The organism is Mesorhizobium sp. BAC0120 (genome assembly GCF_033542235.1).
Lineage (GTDB): Bacteria > Pseudomonadota > Alphaproteobacteria > Rhizobiales > Rhizobiaceae > JAWRCU01.
The window spans coordinates 126,845-142,077 of record NZ_JAWRCU010000007.1 but is presented as its reverse complement, the minus strand read 5'-3'; the positions used below and the strand labels follow the sequence as shown (position 1 = coordinate 142,077).

17 protein-coding genes and 1 pseudogene are annotated in these 15,233 nt (G+C 61.1%); 14 read left to right on the top strand and 4 right to left on the bottom strand.

Annotated elements, in window-relative coordinates:
* Positions 1-4 precede the first annotated feature (4 nt).
* A complete protein-coding gene (locus SAZ10_RS17770) occupies positions 5-184 on the top strand; it encodes a hypothetical protein (protein ID WP_318610689.1) in 180 nt (59 codons plus the stop codon).
* Between the two features lie 200 nt (positions 185-384).
* Here SAZ10_RS17770 and SAZ10_RS17765 read toward each other — a convergent pair whose 3' ends face one another.
* Positions 385-651, bottom strand: a complete 267-nt coding sequence (locus SAZ10_RS17765; RefSeq protein ID WP_318610688.1) for a hypothetical protein — start codon at positions 649-651, stop codon at positions 385-387.
* 325 nt (positions 652-976) lie between these two features.
* Between SAZ10_RS17765 and SAZ10_RS17760 the strand changes: the two genes are divergently transcribed.
* From SAZ10_RS17760 to SAZ10_RS17720, 9 genes and pseudogenes are all read left to right on the top strand, one after another.
* Positions 977-2,083 carry an NAD-dependent epimerase/dehydratase family protein gene (locus SAZ10_RS17760; RefSeq protein WP_318610687.1) on the top strand — a complete coding sequence of 369 codons (1,107 nt, stop codon included), beginning with the start codon at positions 977-979 and terminating at the stop codon, positions 2,081-2,083.
* Positions 2,084-2,127: 44 nt separating this feature from the next.
* Positions 2,128-3,177: pseudogene (locus tag SAZ10_RS17755) on the top strand (NAD-dependent epimerase/dehydratase family protein); the annotation flags it as partial.
* Positions 3,174-4,466, top strand: coding sequence for a TIGR04295 family B12-binding domain-containing radical SAM protein (locus SAZ10_RS17750; RefSeq protein WP_318610686.1), 1,293 nt, complete (start codon positions 3,174-3,176; stop codon positions 4,464-4,466). The pseudogene SAZ10_RS17755 and the gene SAZ10_RS17750, both read left to right, overlap by 4 nt.
* Entirely contained in the window at positions 4,451-5,551 is a 1,101-nt protein-coding gene (locus tag SAZ10_RS17745) for a glycosyltransferase family 4 protein (protein ID WP_318610685.1), read from the top strand. Before SAZ10_RS17750 ends, SAZ10_RS17745 begins: the two co-directional genes overlap by 16 nt.
* Before the next feature lie 3 nt (positions 5,552-5,554).
* Positions 5,555-6,682, top strand: a complete 1,128-nt coding sequence (locus SAZ10_RS17740; protein ID WP_318610684.1) for a glycosyltransferase — start codon at positions 5,555-5,557, stop codon at positions 6,680-6,682.
* The gene (locus SAZ10_RS17735) at positions 6,679-7,773 is read left to right on the top strand and encodes a glycosyltransferase (RefSeq protein WP_318610683.1); all 1,095 of its coding nucleotides are present in this window, start codon (positions 6,679-6,681) and stop codon (positions 7,771-7,773) included. The genes SAZ10_RS17740 and SAZ10_RS17735 overlap by 4 nt, the downstream gene beginning before the upstream one ends.
* Positions 7,770-8,888 (top strand): glycosyltransferase, encoded by a 1,119-nt coding sequence (locus SAZ10_RS17730; RefSeq protein WP_318610682.1) that lies wholly within the window; start codon positions 7,770-7,772, stop codon positions 8,886-8,888. The genes SAZ10_RS17735 and SAZ10_RS17730 overlap by 4 nt, the downstream gene beginning before the upstream one ends.
* Before the next feature lie 31 nt (positions 8,889-8,919).
* Entirely contained in the window at positions 8,920-9,981 is a 1,062-nt protein-coding gene (locus SAZ10_RS17725) for a UDP-glucuronic acid decarboxylase family protein (RefSeq protein ID WP_318610681.1), read from the top strand.
* A 280-nt stretch (positions 9,982-10,261) separates the two neighbouring features.
* Positions 10,262-10,456, top strand: coding sequence for a hypothetical protein (locus SAZ10_RS17720; protein ID WP_318610680.1), 195 nt, complete (start codon positions 10,262-10,264; stop codon positions 10,454-10,456).
* A gap of 103 nt (positions 10,457-10,559) precedes the next feature.
* Here SAZ10_RS17720 and SAZ10_RS17715 read toward each other — a convergent pair whose 3' ends face one another.
* Both SAZ10_RS17715 and SAZ10_RS17710 read right to left on the bottom strand, forming a co-directional pair.
* Positions 10,560-11,171, bottom strand: a complete 612-nt coding sequence (locus SAZ10_RS17715) for a sigma-70 family RNA polymerase sigma factor (protein WP_412535242.1) — start codon at positions 11,169-11,171, stop codon at positions 10,560-10,562.
* 34 nt (positions 11,172-11,205) lie between these two features.
* Positions 11,206-11,568, bottom strand: coding sequence for a DUF4142 domain-containing protein (locus SAZ10_RS17710; RefSeq protein ID WP_318610823.1), 363 nt, complete (start codon positions 11,566-11,568; stop codon positions 11,206-11,208).
* A gap of 656 nt (positions 11,569-12,224) precedes the next feature.
* Here SAZ10_RS17710 and SAZ10_RS17705 point away from each other — a divergent pair.
* Entirely contained in the window at positions 12,225-12,500 is a 276-nt protein-coding gene (locus SAZ10_RS17705) for a hypothetical protein (protein WP_318610679.1), read from the top strand.
* Positions 12,501-12,526: 26 nt separating this feature from the next.
* On the opposite strand, the gene SAZ10_RS17700 is transcribed toward SAZ10_RS17705, so the two are convergent.
* On the bottom strand, positions 12,527-12,829 hold the full coding sequence (locus SAZ10_RS17700; protein ID WP_318610678.1) for a hypothetical protein: 303 nt from the start codon (positions 12,827-12,829) through the stop codon (positions 12,527-12,529).
* A gap of 148 nt (positions 12,830-12,977) precedes the next feature.
* Here SAZ10_RS17700 and SAZ10_RS17695 point away from each other — a divergent pair, with 148 nt between their 5' ends.
* The 3 genes from SAZ10_RS17695 to SAZ10_RS17685 all read left to right on the top strand — a co-directional run bounded on the left by SAZ10_RS17695 (position 12,978) and on the right by SAZ10_RS17685 (position 15,232).
* Positions 12,978-13,163, top strand: coding sequence for a hypothetical protein (locus tag SAZ10_RS17695; protein WP_318610677.1), 186 nt, complete (start codon positions 12,978-12,980; stop codon positions 13,161-13,163).
* A 369-nt stretch (positions 13,164-13,532) separates the two neighbouring features.
* The gene (locus SAZ10_RS17690) at positions 13,533-14,636 is read left to right on the top strand and encodes an inositol-3-phosphate synthase (protein WP_318610676.1); all 1,104 of its coding nucleotides are present in this window, start codon (positions 13,533-13,535) and stop codon (positions 14,634-14,636) included.
* Positions 14,633-15,232 carry a histidine phosphatase family protein gene (locus tag SAZ10_RS17685; protein WP_318610675.1) on the top strand — a complete coding sequence of 200 codons (600 nt, stop codon included), beginning with the start codon at positions 14,633-14,635 and terminating at the stop codon, positions 15,230-15,232. Before SAZ10_RS17690 ends, SAZ10_RS17685 begins: the two co-directional genes overlap by 4 nt.
* Position 15,233: the final 1 nt, after the last annotated feature.

Here is a 15,233-nt window from a genome sequence, read left to right as displayed (position 1 = left end):
ATCCATGGAGCGGCCCGCCAAGAAAATCGACGAGATCGGAGCGCGCGAGACGGCTGCCTTCCTCAAGCGCGCGTCAATCACTTATCTCGAATGCTGCATCAGCCTGATGATGACGCATCTGCCTCGCGAGGATGTCGCCGCGATCCTCGAACGTGAAGCCGAAATGCTGCGCGAGCTCGATTAAGCCGGCGTGCGTCGCGGCGCCGATGGAATCCTTCTCCACGCAACGGCACCCTCTCGCGGATGACCGTTGGCTGCCATCAGAGCACGGTATCTATCGGCGTGGAGCAGGATGAATTGGAACGTTCATCCTGCTCTAGTTCTTTGTTTTCGCCCGAACCTTCGAGTGAGCGCCGTGCAGTCCCGCAGGCTGGCAATGAGCGTTCAGTGCTCGCGTTCGACGAACTTATTGAACCGACTGAGCTGGCCGTTGTTGGCTTTGTCCTGGTGCAGGAATGCGAGATTGTTGTCCTCGAAAATCTCGAAGAACTCATCCCACTCGACCGGCTCTAAACTTTCATCCGGCTCCCCGAAGTCGATCCGCAATATCCCGCCTTCCTTGCCTGTTCGCACCACAGCGGGATGTCCGCTGCGGTCTTCCACCCATTTACGGATTTCGTTGTGGTTGGTGGTGGTGCTGGCTTCAGACATCAATGCCTCCTGCAGTTGAAGCTTTCCGGCATTGCGGCAGGACCGAAGGGCAACGCTGCGCCAGGCTCGTCGGCCCAAGGCCAATATCAGGCAGGACCGCTCCTGATCCGACTCTAAGGTCGCCAGTTCGAGCGCAAGCGTTGGCAGCAGCTACCCCTTCCTGGCTTGCCGAAATTCCGCGCCCTAACAGACCGTTCGATCCTTTTGTTCCTTGAGCGTCCACTGCAGCTCCGGCGGGCATCGGACGAAGCGCGCCGAGGAAAGGTGGAACAAACCTTCTCGATTGCGGTTCGGGCAACAAAGAAGCGTCCCCAACGGAGAGATCGTGAAACAAGTTCTTGTCACCGGAGGCTGCGGCTTCATCGGTCGCTATGTGGTCCGCGAGCTTACCCAGCACGGCTACGCGGTCCGCGTGCTCGACAATCTGCTAGATCAAGTGCACGGCGATCAGACCGTTTCGCTCGAACCGGGCACCGAACTGATCAAAGCCGACATTCGCGACAAATCGGCCGTCCTGGACGCGCTCGACGGAGTGGACGCGGTCGTTCACCTCGCTGCCGAGGTTGGCGTCGGCCAGTCGATGTACGAAATCGCCCGCTATGTCGGTGTCAACGATCTCGGCACGGCCATTCTCCTCCAAGCGATGATCAAGCGCCCGGTAAGGCGCATCGTGGTTGCGTCCTCGATGAGCGTTTATGGCGAGGGCGCCTATGTAACCCCAGAAGGCCGGAGAGTAGGCAATGTCCGCCGCCTTTCGCAAAGACTGAAAACGGGCGACTGGGAACCGCTGTCAGAGAGTGGTGGTCCGTTAATGCCCGCCGCGACGGACGAATCGAAGCCGGTTGACCTTGCTTCGATTTATGCCCTGACCAAATACGCTCAGGAGCAGTCTGTCCTGCTGTTCGGCGAGGCCTATTCCGTCGGCGCCGTCGCATTGCGGCTCTTCAATGTGTTCGGGCCTGGCCAGGCGCTGTCCAACCCCTATACGGGCGTGCTGGCGAATTTTGCATCGCGCCTTGCCAATCACCAGCCGCCGATCATCTTCGAAGACGGCGAGCAGCGTAGGGATTTCGTTCACGTGTGCGACGTGGCGCACGCCTTCCGGCTCGCATTGGAGCAGCCGCAAGCAGCGGGCCATGCGATCAACGTCGGAAGCGGACAGTCCTACAGCATCAAGGAAGTGGCACTCCTGCTCGCCAGGGCGATGGGCCTGCCCGACATTCATCCGGACATTACGGGAAAAGCGCGCTCGGGCGACATCCGCAACTGCTTCGCCGACATAGCGAAGGCTCGGGAGCTGCTCGGCTTCAGTCCCGAGCACCGGCTCGAAACTTCACTCGACGAGTTTGTGGAATGGGTGCGTAGCACCCGGTCCGTAGATCGTGGCCCGCAGATGAAGCGCGAATTGGAAGAAATGGGGCTCGTCTCATGAGTACGTCGTCTGTCCACAATCTTCTTACATTGGCGCCGACCGGACCTGTCGTCATCACTGGCGGCTGCGGTTTCATAGGCACCAATCTCGCGGAGAGCTTGCTTCGAGACGGCGAGGAGGTCGTCATCATCGATAACCTTAGCCGGGACGGAGTCCGTCAGAATCTCGATTGGCTGCAGAAGGCTTACCCGGATCGCGTTCACAGCCGCATCGTGGATGTCCGCAACTTCGACGCGGTTGAAGCTGTGCTGCGCGATGCGAAAGCCATCTTTCATCTTGCGGCCCAGACGGCTGTCACAACAAGCCTGATGGAGCCGGTGGACGACTTCGAGATCAATGCGCGCGGGACATTGAATGTCCTGGAGGCAGTCCGGCGCAGCGGCAGAAGAATTCCGGTCATATTCGCGAGCACCAACAAGGTCTATGGCGGCCTGGAGGACGTCGAGCTTGCTCAATCCGATGCGCGCCGCCATCCGGTCGATGCCGCCCTGGGAGCATACGGCGTCAGCGAGACCAGGAGCATCGATCTCTGCACCCCGTATGGCTGCTCCAAAGGCGTGGCCGACCAGTACGTCCTGGATTACGCTCGTCATTTCGATCTGCCGACCGCCGTGCTGCGCATGAGCTGCATCTACGGTCCACGCCAGTTCGGCACTGAAGACCAGGGCTGGGTTGCTCATTTCCTATTGCGTGCGCTCGCTCGTCAGCCTGTCCGGATTTATGGCGACGGCACGCAGGTTCGCGACATCCTCCACGTCGACGATGCGGTCGCCGCCTATCGCGCCGTTCTGTCTAGGATAGAGCAGCTGAAAGGTCAGGCATTCAATCTCGGCGGCGGTCCTCGCAATGCCGTCAGCATCAGGGGCCTGCTGTTCGAGATCGGGCTGATCCTCGGATCCGAAACCGAGGCTAGCTACGGCGACTGGCGTCAAGGAGACCAGCTCTTCTTCGTCGCCGATACGCGCAAGCTGCAAATGGCTACCGGCTGGAAGGCGCAGATCGGCTGGCGCGACGGCGTGCGGCGGCTGGCCGAATGGCTTGCCGCAAATCGGCTTGGCGGAACACTTCGAGAAGAGCGGAGAGCCAGCGCATGAAGGTCGCTCTCGTAAACCCGTCCTGGAGCTATGAAGGAAGCGTCTATTTCGGTTGCCGAGAGCCCCATCTGCCTCTGGAGCTCGGCTATTCGAAGGCGCAGCTTGAAGCGGACGGCCATGAGGTTCTGATGCTCGATGGCCAGATCCAGCAGCTCGACAATTCCGAGCTTGCGGCTTCCGTCGCCGAATTCTCTCCCGGCATGACCGTGGTCACCACCGCACCCACTTACCTGTTCTGGCGCTGCGCTCCGCCCGAATTGCGGGTGCCGGCCGAGTTCCTGTCCCATCTCGGGCGCGATGGCGGCCGTACCGTTGCGGTGGGTCCGCACGGCTCCGCCACGCCGGCCCCGACGCTCAACAAGCTCGGCGCGGACGTCGTCGTGCGTGGCGAGTGCGAGGAGGTGATTGCGGAACTGGCCAACACTGCGGACTGGAGCGCGGTTCCTTCGACTGCCCGGCTCGTCGAAGGCAACGCCGTGTGCAACAGAGCGGCCCATGCCAGCCGCTTCGTCGATCACGCCGCATTGCGCTGGCCCTCCGAATGGCTTTCCCGGCACATTCATCATCATCATCGCTTCGACGATCGGAAAGAAGGCTTCGGCGCCGAGGTGGAGGCATCGCGCGGCTGCCCATACAATTGCAGCTTCTGCGCCAAGATCGACTACCGAGATGCCTACCGGCGGCGCAATCACGACATCATTGTCGAAGAGATCGACCGCCTGATCGACCAGGGCGTCGGCTACATCTATTTCATCGACGAGATATTCCTGCCGCAGAAGGCGCTGCTCGAAGCGCTGGTCGATCGCGACGTCAGCTTCGGGGTGCAGACGCGGATCGATCTGTGGAAGCCCGACCTTCTGGAACTGCTCGGCGCCGCCGGCTGCGTATCGATAGAGGCCGGCCTAGAAAGCCTAACGGTGGAAGGCCGCGAGATGCTCGCGAAACGTTGCCGGCTCGGCACCGAAGAGCTTGCCGAGCTACTGATCCTGGCGCGGCGACATGTTCCTTTCGTGCAGGCCAATCTGATCGGCGTGGTCGAGGATGACCAGCGGCTTGTCGACTACTGGCGGGGCCGTCTCATCTCGAACGGCGTCTGGGCCAACGAGCCAGTGCCTCTCTATCCTTATCCGAGCTCGCCAAGCTATCGCCGGCTCTGGGGCGAGCCGGATGACCGGGCGTGGGAGCGGGCACACGAACACTATCTCGCCTCGTTCGGGAAGTTCAGCGACATTCAGGAAAGCCGGCCCCGTCCCCTCCGCGAATTGGAGTCGGCATGCTGCAGAGTCTGATGCGGAAGCGGCGCATCCTCATGACGGTCGATGCCGTGGGCGGCGTCTGGCGCTATGCAATCGACCTCGCGGGAGGGCTCACACAACGCGGACACAGTATCGTGCTGGTTGGGGTCGGGCCAGGACCTTCCGACGATCAGCGACGCGAGGCGGAACGTATCGGCGCACTCGTCTGGCTGCAGAGCCCGCTGGATTGGACCGTCGAAAACGAAGATTCGTTGGAAGATCTGCCTGCGGAACTCACTGCGGTGGCGCACGAGCACGGTGTGGATCTCGTGCATCTCAATGCCCCCTCTCAAGCCTGCGGCCTGGAGTTCTCGTGTCCGGTGGTTGCCGTATCGCATTCATGCGTCGTCACATGGTTCCACACAGTCAAGACTGAGGCTCCGCCGGCGCCCTGGGAATGGCAGAAGCGGCGAAACCGTCGCGGATTCGATCGCGCAGACGCCGTGATTGCACCGAGCGCGAGCCACGCCGTGATGCTGGAGGCGTGCTATGGGCCGATCGCCGGCCTCGAGGTCGTCCACAATGCTTCCCGAGCGGTCGCGAAATCTGCGGCGCGCGAGCATGTGATCTTGGCGGCAAGCCGCTGGTGGGACGAGGGCAAGAACGGCGGCGTGCTCGATGAGGCCGCCTCACTGTGCAGGTGGCCTGTTTTCGCGGCCGGCGCGACCATCGGACCTAACGGGCAATCGACATCCTTCAGCGACGTTGTCGGTCTCGGCGAACTCGCGGGTGAAGAGGTTCGTGCCTTGATGGCGCGGGCAGCCATTTTCGTCTCGCCATCGATCTTCGAGCCGTTCGGTCTCGCCGCTCTTGAAGCGGCCATGGCAGAGACCCCTCTGGTGCTCTCGGATATCGCGACGTATCGCGAACTCTGGGACGGGGCAGCCGTATTCTTCCCTCCGCTGGATTCACGCGCGCTTGCGGTGATCCTCAACGAGATCGCTGGGGACGAAGGTCTACGCCTGCGGCTCGGCCGCGCCGCCCGACGCCGTGCAAAGGAATACTCGGCCGAGCGACAGCTGGCGCGGATGCAGGCGGTTTATGACCTGGTTGAAGCCAGGGTGGCGGTCGAGAGCTGAGCCATGCGGTTTGTCTTCTACACGCACTCGCTTGTCTCCGACTGGAACCACGGCAATGCTCATTTCCTGCGCGGAATAATGCGAGAACTGTTGTCTCGAGGCCACGACGCGATCGCCCTGGAACCCAAGGACGGCTGGAGCCGGAACAATCTTCTTGCCCATCAGGGGCCTGCGGCGATCGAACGTTTTGCCGTCGATTTCCCTGAATTGACGTCGGTAAGCTACGGCGACGATTTCGATCACGAAAGCTGGCTGGACACAGCTGATGTCGTCATGGTCCACGAGTGGACGGAACCGGAGCTGGTCGCTCGAATTGGCCGAGTGCGTTCAAGCGGCGGGCCTTTCACCCTCCTCTTTCACGACACACACCATCGGGCGGTGTCGTCTGACGCGATTTCGAGTCTTGCTCTCGACGCCTACGACGCAGTGCTTGCCTTCGGTGAAACATTGCGGGAGCGCTACCTTCGGGCCGGCTGGGGAAGACAGGTTTTCACCTGGCATGAGGCAGTCGACGACCGACTCTTCCACCCCTCCCCCTATGCGTCGAAGGACGCCGATCTCATCTGGGTCGGCAACTGGGGAGACGAGGAGCGAAGCGCCGAGATCCACAACTTCTTGATCGAGCCGGTGTGCAGGCTCGGCATTCGCGGCACAGTCCGCGGCGTGCGCTATCCTCGACCGGCTCTGACCGCGCTTCGCGACGCGGGCATAGCGTATGGCGGCTGGATCGCCAATGCCGAGGTGCCTGCTGCCTTCGCCGCCCATCGGGTGACGGTACACATTCCGCGGCGGCCCTACGCCGAACTGCTCCCGGGTATCCCGACCATTCGAGTGTTCGAGGCGCTGGCCTCGGGAATCCCCCTTGTGTCCGCACCATGGAACGACAGCGAAGGCCTGTTTCGGCCAGGACAGGATTTTCTTTTTGCCCGCGACGGATCCGAAATGGCTCGTCACCTCACCGACATCATCAACGATCCCGCCCTGGCAAACTCGCTGGCCCTGGCGGGCCTGGAAACGATCGCCGCTCGCCATACCTGCCGCCACCGCGTCGACCAGCTCTTCGATATCCTTGCCCAATCCGGCTCGCTCCATGTCGCCAAGCAGATCACAGCAAGAGAGGCTGCTGAATGAAAATTGCCTTCTATGGATCCAGTATTCTGTCGTCCTACTGGAACGGTGCGGCGACCTACTACCGCGGCCTGCTCCGAGCGCTCGCTCGACTCGGCTACGACATCAGCTTCTACGAGCCGGATGTCTACGACCGGCAGAAGAACCGCGACATCGAACCGCCCGACTGGTGCAAGGTCATCGTCTATGAGCCGAGCGCACAGGCCCTGCTGCGGGTGGCGGGGTTGGCCAGCGAAGCGGATATCGTCGTCAAGGCGAGCGGGGTCGGTTTCGAGGACGACGCGCTGCTGCGCGAGGTGCTCGCGAACTCCAGGCCCGATGCGCTGACCATCTTCTGGGATGTCGATGCGCCGGCCACTCTCGCCCAGCTTCGGGCCGAGCCGGATCACCCGCTCCATGCAGCCCTGAGCCAGCTTGATCTCGTGCTTACTTACGGCGGCGGTGAGCCCGTTGTTTACGCCTACCGCGCGATGGGCGCCGCCGACTGCCTGCCGATCTATAATGCGCTCGATCCGGAGACTCATCATCCGGTCCCTGCCGACAAGCGCTACACCGGCGATCTCGGCTTCCTCGGCAATCGGCTGCCGGATCGCGAGAAACGCGTGGAGAGTTTCTTCCTGGAGCCAGCGGCTGGTTTGCCCGATCAGCGCTTCCTGCTGGGCGGTGCCGGCTGGTCGGACAAGCCTGTTCCAGCGAACGTCGATCTCCTCGGTCACGTAGGCACGCAAGATCACAATGCCTTCAATGTCTCGTCGAAGGCCGTTCTCAACATCAGTCGCGAAAGCATGGCCGAAAATGGTTTCTCGCCGGCGACAAGGGTGTTCGAAGCAGCCGGCGCAGGCGCCTGCCTGATAACAGACGCCTGGCTGGGACTGGAGCTGTTCCTCAAGCCTGACGAAGAGGTCCTGGTCGCGCGCGACGGCAAGGACGTCGCCGAAATCCTGCAGTCGTTGAAGGAAGAGCGCGCTGCAGAGATCGGCCAGCGAGCCCTTCAGCGGGTGCTTGAGGAACACACCTACAGGCATCGCGCGGCCGAGGCCGACCGCGTATTTCGGCGTTTTGCGAAGCATCCGGCGACGGAGGCCGCCGAATGAACCAGCATGGCCTCGACCTGGTCTTCCTGGGCCTCAGCCTTTCATCGTCATGGGGCAACGGGCACGCCACCACTTATCGCAGCCTGCTTGCTGGACTGAAGCACAACGGCCACAGGGTCATCTTCCTTGAACGGGAAGTGCCCTGGTACGCCGATCATCGTGATCTGGAGAATCCGGCCTTTTGCGAGCTTCGCTATTACAACAGCGTCGCCGAGCTGGAGAGCGAGCATGCTTCGGCTCTTCAGCAGGCCGATGCAGTCATCGTTGGTTCCTACGTACCTGAGGGAGTGGCCGTCATCGACGCAGTGGCGTGCCTCTGCACAGGACCATTCTGCTTCTATGACATCGATACTCCCGTAACGCTGCGCAAGCTCGCCGCCGGCGACGACGAGTACATCGCGGCTCGCCAGATCCCGTTCTTTGACGCCTACTTTTCCTTTACAGGGGGGCCTATGCTCACGCGGCTCGTCCGCGAGCACGGAGCTCGTCGAGCCGAGCCGCTCTATTGCTCGGTCGACCCTGAGATCTATCGAAGCCAAACGGAGTCGAAGCGCTGGGACTTGGGCTATCTGGGCACGTATACGCCGGATAGGCAGCCCAAGCTCGAGCTGCTGCTGATCGACGTGGCCGAGCAGATGCCGGATCACCGGTTTGTTGTCGCCGGCCCCCTCTACCCGAACGACGTGTCATGGCCGCCGAACGTCGAGCGCATTCACCATCTTGCGCCACGGGACCATGCCTCGTTCTACGCCCGCCAAAGGTTCACCCTCAACATCACGCGCGCCGACATGACGGCCGCCGGATGGTCACCCAGCGTGCGTCTGTTCGAGGCAGCAGCCTCCGGCACGCCGGTCATTACGGACAGATGGGCCGGGCTGGACGAGTTCTTTCCTGCCGGCGAGGCAATTTACTGCGCCTCTTCGACATCGGATGTCGTCGAGGTTTTGAAATCCGATGAATGCGAGCGCCTGGCAACGGCTGCCGAAGCTCACGCGAGAGTTCTTTCGTCACACACCGGCATCGCCCGTGCGCGGCAGCTGGAACAGCACCTTATGTCGTTGCGCGGTGCCCGTCCCATGGAGTTGGAGGCAAGGCTGATCGGCCAGACTATTTGAACGGTTCGGGCAGCCTTTGGAAGGAAGAGAGATGACCCGGAGAAACAAGACTTCACACCGCAAGACCGTCCTTGTAGCAGGCGGCGCCGGTTTTCTCGGCTCGCATTTGTGCGAGGCGCTGCTTGGGAACGGCGACCGTATCCTGTGCCTGGACAATCTTCTGACAGGCAGCCTCCAGAATGTCGCCGAACTCGAACAGTACCCGAGCTTTCGGTTTTTCGAGCACGATGTCTGCCTCCCGTTTCGAACAAAGGAGCGGATCGACGAGATCTACAATCTGGCTTGCCCGGCTTCCCCGCCCCGCTACCAGGCGGATCCTGTTCACACCATGCGCACTTGCGTAAACGGGACGCTCAATCTCCTGGAATTGGCCGAGAACCACGAGGCGCGTTTCGTGCAAGCCTCGACCAGCGAGGTGTACGGCGATCCTCTGGAGCATCCACAGCGCGAGGATCATTTCGGCAATGTCAACTGCACAGGTCCGCGTGCCTGCTACGACGAAGGAAAGCGGGCTGCTGAAGCGCTCTGCTTCGATTTTTTGCGGGCTAAGCGCGCGGATGTACGTGTCGCCCGAATTTTCAATACATATGGGCCGCGCATGCAGCGCGAAGACGGGCGCATCATCTCGAACCTGATCACGCAGGCGCTCAGCAGGCGGTCTCTTACGATCCATGGTGACGGGTCGCAGACACGCTCGTTCTGCTACGTGTCCGACCTGACCAAAGCCCTTATCTCGCTGATGGCCGTCGATCCCAATCCAGGGCTCCCCGTCAATCTCGGCAATCCCGGCGAGTTCACTATCAATGACCTTGCCCGCCTGGTCGTGGAGGAAACCCGAACAAGCTCTCGCCCCCGATATCTTCCATTACCGGCCGACGATCCCCACCGTCGCCGTCCGGACATCTCGCGCGCCCAGGCGCTGCTTGGCTGGGCTCCACAAGTTCCATTGAGGGAGGGATTGCGGTTGACCATTGCATATTTTCGCAGATGCGAGCTCGGCGCCCGCCCCCGAACGGCGCACGCGCTTCAAGGAAATGCTTCTGGGCCAATCCCGGCGGAGGCAAGCAGAATAGTCGCGGCTCCTGACCGCTGAAGCCGATCACGCGCTTCGGTATGCCTATTCGGCAATACGCATCACGTTGACGGGCGGCCGCCGGCACGGTTCTCAACGGCAGAAAAAAGCGCATCCGATGTCGTAGCCGGCGGCGGGATGCCAGGCCATGAAATAGCACCAAAGCCTGCGGAACTCATTCAAGGCTGGATGGTTGGGGCGGGCAGATCAAAGCCGCCGCGGGAAGGTTTACAGGGGACTTTCGATGGCGAAGGAATTCACATATGTTAATCTAATTCCTGTTCTCCATGACGGCTGACTAATGTCACGTACTACGACCGATATAACGGAACGAGAGAGCGAGCAGCAGAAGGTCGACATTTCGACTCTCGACGACCGCATCGCCGACCTGCTTACGGAAATCGAGCAGGAAAAAGTGCCCGAACGGCTGCTTGAACTGGCTTCGGCTCTTCAGGAGGCTCTTTTGCTCCATCGCCGTCGTCAGGACCCGAATTAGGGCAGAAAATAAGCTCAGCATTTGCGCGCCGCATGACCTTGCCCGAAAGGTCGGCCGAGATTTGCTTCACTGACCCTTCCGCTTGGATGATGTACCAGGCAGGCTACTGCCTGCGCTGATCGTTCGTGTCGAGATGATCCGCAGGCAAACAGGCGGTCGGCTCGACGAGCGTTTCGGAAGAATTCTCGCCCAGATACTCCAGAACGCTTGCGCGTGCCCGATTGAGGCGGCTCTTCACAGTGCCCACCGCGCAGGAGCAGATTTCAGCGGCCTCCTCGTAACTGACACCCAGCACTCCGACCAGCACCAGGATCTCGCGCTTGGAGGTAGGAAGACGGTCGATCGCCTCACGAACTTCCCGGCTTCGAAGGGTCCATTCCTGGGTGGCATCGGAGACAGGCCTGCTGGAGGCGCAATCCATCAGACCCGGCGCCTCTCGCGTATATGTTTTGATATTCGTATTGAACGTATTTCGCATGATTGTGAAAAGCCAAGATTTCATGCGTGTTCCGGGCTCGAACTTGTCAATGCTGGCCAAGCCCTTCAACAACGTCTCTTGCACCAGGTCGTCAGCGTCGGAAGGGTCCCGACAAAAGGTGCGAGCAAAGGCTCTTAGAGCCGGGATGAGCTCAACTATAGATTCGCCGCCTACGGGCGCCGTTCCGACATGTTGAGGAGCTGGGCTTTGATACTTGTGCGATGACAAGGCTGTGATCTCCCGCGCGAGACTCGCCTTTTATGGAGTTCCATTAGAAATGCCGGTCACCCACCATTGTTCCCCGTTTTTTACGAGAGGCGGAATTTCGTGAGCGTGGGGAACGGGAACGGGTGAACCATTGAACGCGTAGAGAGACCCGTTTCCGCAGCCAAAGCGGAGGATCGGAAATCCCGCACTGGCCGCCCATGGTGGCGTGCTCGTGGTCGAGCTCGGTCGGAAGCTTGAGGTGTTCCTGCTTCGCAACGGATTTCAAAGTATTGTTCGCCTTGGTGTGGTCCGTGACCATCATCTCGGCAAATTGGCGAACATCGGCATCTTTCGACTTTTTGAGAGCAAGCTCACTTGACTGCACCTCGAACATACCGCCGATCGCGGCCTTGTTGACGAAGCTTATGCATCGTCCTTGGCTGCGGCAGGTGAAAGCAGGGCAGCTACCGCAAGTGCTGGGAGGTATTTGACCATATTCATCGGGATCTCCTCACTGGCTGGATTCTCGTAAATCCAACAAGTGCTGGATGGCGAATGTTCCGAAATTGTCTCTCGGACCCGCCAGAACTGCTGTCGCGTCGGGCTCGTAGCGCGATCAGGAGCCGGCGATAGGCCGGAACAATTGGCGGCATTGCCGCTTGTCCAACAGAGGTTCCACCAATCGGACGAGGAGGCTCACATGCTCTTCCGCAGACCGATCATGTTGGCCGCCATGATCTTGGCAATGTGCGAGGCGACTTTGGCGCAAGACCGCGAGGCCACGCCGCCATCTGAGAAGTGTCGGGCGGCACCGCAATCCGAAAGTCACGACCAGCAGCAGAACAGCGAGGACAAGGCTGGGCAAAATCAGCAGCCATTGGCCGAAAAGCTCGCCCCCTGCGGCGGTGTCCTAAAGCCGCCGTCCGTCGGCGACCAGGGAATGTCGCGACCGGCCCCGAAAACCGACAGAATGCCTGAGGTCAAGCCGCGTGATCTACCTGGTCAGCAGCCCAGCCCTGAGACAAAGTAAGGCGTCGACACTCGGGAATTGGTCGAAATCCATCCAGAATAGGGCGAATCCGAATGTCGCAAATTGCTGCCGAAGAAGTCGAAGGCCGGCTGAATGCGCTTCGCGCTGTCACCACCCTGCTGCTTGCGGAGATTGCCCGGACGTCAGGGAATACCGAGCGTCTGTTCGAACGGATTGAGGACGAGCTTCAGTTCCAGAACCATCAGGAGGATCCCGGCGCGTTGCCTTCGAGGGCCTTCGCGATAGAGGCCGCGATGACGTGCGAACTGAGAATGGTCGTCGACGACGCGAGGGCCCTGCTTGAGCAATTGAAAGCAGAGGCGCGATAAACCAGTCACCGACTTGGGTTGAGAAGCTACACCTCATCGAACCGTGATTTCTGCTTCGAAGGGTCGCGCGTTAGTGCCGCCTCCTCCTCATCGTCAGGGAGGGCCTCGTCGCTTTCCTGGTATGGGTTATCGTCGTCTTCCTCGGGGAGGTCGCCCGGCTCCGGCGCGTTTATCGGCTCCTGCCGGAGATCGTCGTCGGGGACACCCGTCGGCGCGGGGTCGGCGCCCTTCACCGCGTCCCAGTCCTCCTGCGCGAGAGTCGGACCTTGCTGTTGCTCGGTACGGTCTTCGGCTTTGTCTGTAGCGTCCTGCTTGCGTTTCGCACTCATTTTGCGCCTCCTTTCCAGCCAACACCTGTTCCCAACGCTGCCGATCGTTGTGAGTTGCGCAGCTCGCCGACCGGTTTGAACCGGAACCTTTTTTGGTGCCGGGTGGTTTTTCGAGCGTCAAAACCGAACAACAGGGTGGCAGCTGACGATGAAGAACCCGGCCGAAGCGACGTCTCAGCGAAATCGGCGCGCCGAGGGGCGTTCCGAGGACCGCAACATTCTCGATGAACAACTGGATGAGGGCCTGCAAGGAACTTTCCCCGGCAGCGATCCGGTGTCCGTCACGACATCGCTGATCAGCGGTTGTCCTAAAGTGAAGAAACCGTCGAAATGAGAACCTCGCCGCTCGTGGCCTTGGTCGCGTTGCCCTTGCCGTTCCTTTTGCTTTCCTGCGGTGAGCCGAATCCCAACGCGCGCGGAAACAATGCGCCGGTCCAGAATCCTCAAGTAGAGACAAGTCCGGGCCCCAAGACCGGCACAGGCGGAGAGACGCAGGCAAATCCGCCTCCCGGCAACGGCGGCAACAGCTCCGGCACCCCGAAACCCGCCCAATGATAGAATTGCCGCCGACCGGCTTGGCGGCGCACTTCAACGCCGGCGGGTTGAAACTTTCCCCGCACGAACATTGCCGAGAGGTGGAACAAAGCTACCCGTCACTGGTTCGGCACGTACTTACGACCTTGAAACGCAGTGTTGGGGATCGATGGCAACGAAGAAGGTTCGCATCGGCATCGTAGGCGTCGGCAATTGCGCGTCGTCTCTGGTTCAAGGCCTCACCTATTACCGGGACGTCCAGGACAATGAGCCAATCCCAGGGCTGATGAATGTCGACCTGGGCGGCTATCATGTGCGCGACCTGGAGATAGCTTGCGCCTTCGACGTCGCCGCCACCAAGGTCGGGCGGGACGTGGCCGAGGCGATCTACGCGGCTCCGAACAACACCCATCGCTTTGCCGATGTTGCGCCGATCGGAGTGCAGGTCGAACGCGGCAACACGCTGGATGGAATTGGCAAATATCTCCGCGATGAGATCGAGGAAGATGCGCGGCCGGTAGCCGATGTCACCGGCACGCTCGAGCGCAGCGGGACGGACGTTCTGGTTTCCTACCTTCCGGTTGGATCGGAACAGGCGACCGCGTGGTATGCCGAGCGCGCGCTCGAAGCAGGCTGCGCCTTCGTGAACTGCATTCCCGTTTTCATTGCTTCCCGACCTGAGTGGCGTCGCCGTTTCGAGCAGCGCGGCCTGCCCCTGATCGGCGACGACATCAAGAGCCAGGTAGGGGCCACCATCGTTCATCGCATGCTGGTCCATCTGTTTCGCGAGCGAGGCGTTCGCGTGGACCGCACCTATCAGCTGAATTTCGGCGGCAACACCGATTTCCTCAACATGCTGGAGCGGGAACGGCTTGAATCGAAAAAGATATCGAAGACACAATCGGTGACCAGCCAGCTCGACGTACCGATCCCCGTGGGCGACATCCATGTCGGGCCCAGCGATCATGTGCCGTGGCTCGCCGACCGCAAATGGGCCTATATCAGGCTGGAGGGTACCACGTTCGGTGGCGTCCCGCTCAACGCCGAGCTCAAGCTCGAGGTTTGGGACTCTCCAAACTCGGCGGGCGTCGTGATCGATGCAGTGCGCTGCGCGAAGCTCGCCCTTGATCGAGGTGTCGGCGGCGCGCTGATCGGCCCGTCCAGCTACTTCATGAAGTCGCCGCCAGAGCAATTTACTGACGCAGAGGCCCATCAGCGGCTGCGCAATTTCATCGACAATACCGAACCGATGCTTGACGCCGCGGCAGAATGACTACGACCTTCTTTCTTGTCCGACATGCCGCCCACGATGAGGTGGAGACCCTCCTTGCCGGGCGGATGGAGGGGATACAGCTTGGCGCGATGGGCCGCGCACAGGCTGCCCGGCTCGCCGAGCGTATGCGGAGCGAGCAATTCGGTGCAGTCTATTCGAGCCCGCGTGCGCGATCGCGGGCGACGGCCGAAGCTATTGCCGGCGTGTCCGGCGTCAGTCCGGTCCAGACAGACCAAAACCTTGACGAGATAGACTTTGGCGACTGGTCGGGAAAAACGTTCGCCGAGCTCGAGAACGATCCGGATTGGCGGCTGTGGAACTCCGACCGTTCCCGCGCCTCGACACCGGCCGGAGACACGATGCTCCAGGTCCGGGAACGCGTCACCGGCTGCATGGAGCGCCTGAGACCTGTTCACGTCGAAAGCGGGGTAGTCCTCGTCAGCCACGCCGATGTGATCAAGGCCGCGGTCTGTCGGATCCTCGCGCTGCCGTCGGACGCCGGCGCCAGGTTCGACATCAGCCCGGCTTCGGTCACCACAATCGTCCTCGGGGAATGGGGCGCACGGATAATCTCGCTGAACGAAATCGTGCATTGAG

Coding starts and splice junctions, on each gene's coding strand:
- SAZ10_RS17770 (WP_318610689.1), top strand. CDS start 5: ATGGAGCGGCCCGCCAAGAAAATCGACGAGATCGGAGCGCGCGAGACG.
- SAZ10_RS17765 (WP_318610688.1), bottom strand. CDS start 651: ATGTCTGAAGCCAGCACCACCACCAACCACAACGAAATCCGTAAATGG.
- SAZ10_RS17750 (WP_318610686.1), top strand. CDS start 3,174: ATGAAGGTCGCTCTCGTAAACCCGTCCTGGAGCTATGAAGGAAGCGTC.
- SAZ10_RS17745 (WP_318610685.1), top strand. CDS start 4,451: ATGCTGCAGAGTCTGATGCGGAAGCGGCGCATCCTCATGACGGTCGAT.
- SAZ10_RS17740 (WP_318610684.1), top strand. CDS start 5,555: ATGCGGTTTGTCTTCTACACGCACTCGCTTGTCTCCGACTGGAACCAC.
- SAZ10_RS17735 (WP_318610683.1), top strand. CDS start 6,679: ATGAAAATTGCCTTCTATGGATCCAGTATTCTGTCGTCCTACTGGAAC.
- SAZ10_RS17730 (WP_318610682.1), top strand. CDS start 7,770: ATGAACCAGCATGGCCTCGACCTGGTCTTCCTGGGCCTCAGCCTTTCA.
- SAZ10_RS17725 (WP_318610681.1), top strand. CDS start 8,920: ATGACCCGGAGAAACAAGACTTCACACCGCAAGACCGTCCTTGTAGCA.
- SAZ10_RS17720 (WP_318610680.1), top strand. CDS start 10,262: ATGTCACGTACTACGACCGATATAACGGAACGAGAGAGCGAGCAGCAG.
- SAZ10_RS17705 (WP_318610679.1), top strand. CDS start 12,225: ATGTCGCAAATTGCTGCCGAAGAAGTCGAAGGCCGGCTGAATGCGCTT.
- SAZ10_RS17700 (WP_318610678.1), bottom strand. CDS start 12,829: ATGAGTGCGAAACGCAAGCAGGACGCTACAGACAAAGCCGAAGACCGT.
- SAZ10_RS17695 (WP_318610677.1), top strand. CDS start 12,978: ATGAAGAACCCGGCCGAAGCGACGTCTCAGCGAAATCGGCGCGCCGAG.
- SAZ10_RS17690 (WP_318610676.1), top strand. CDS start 13,533: ATGGCAACGAAGAAGGTTCGCATCGGCATCGTAGGCGTCGGCAATTGC.
- SAZ10_RS17685 (WP_318610675.1), top strand. CDS start 14,633: ATGACTACGACCTTCTTTCTTGTCCGACATGCCGCCCACGATGAGGTG.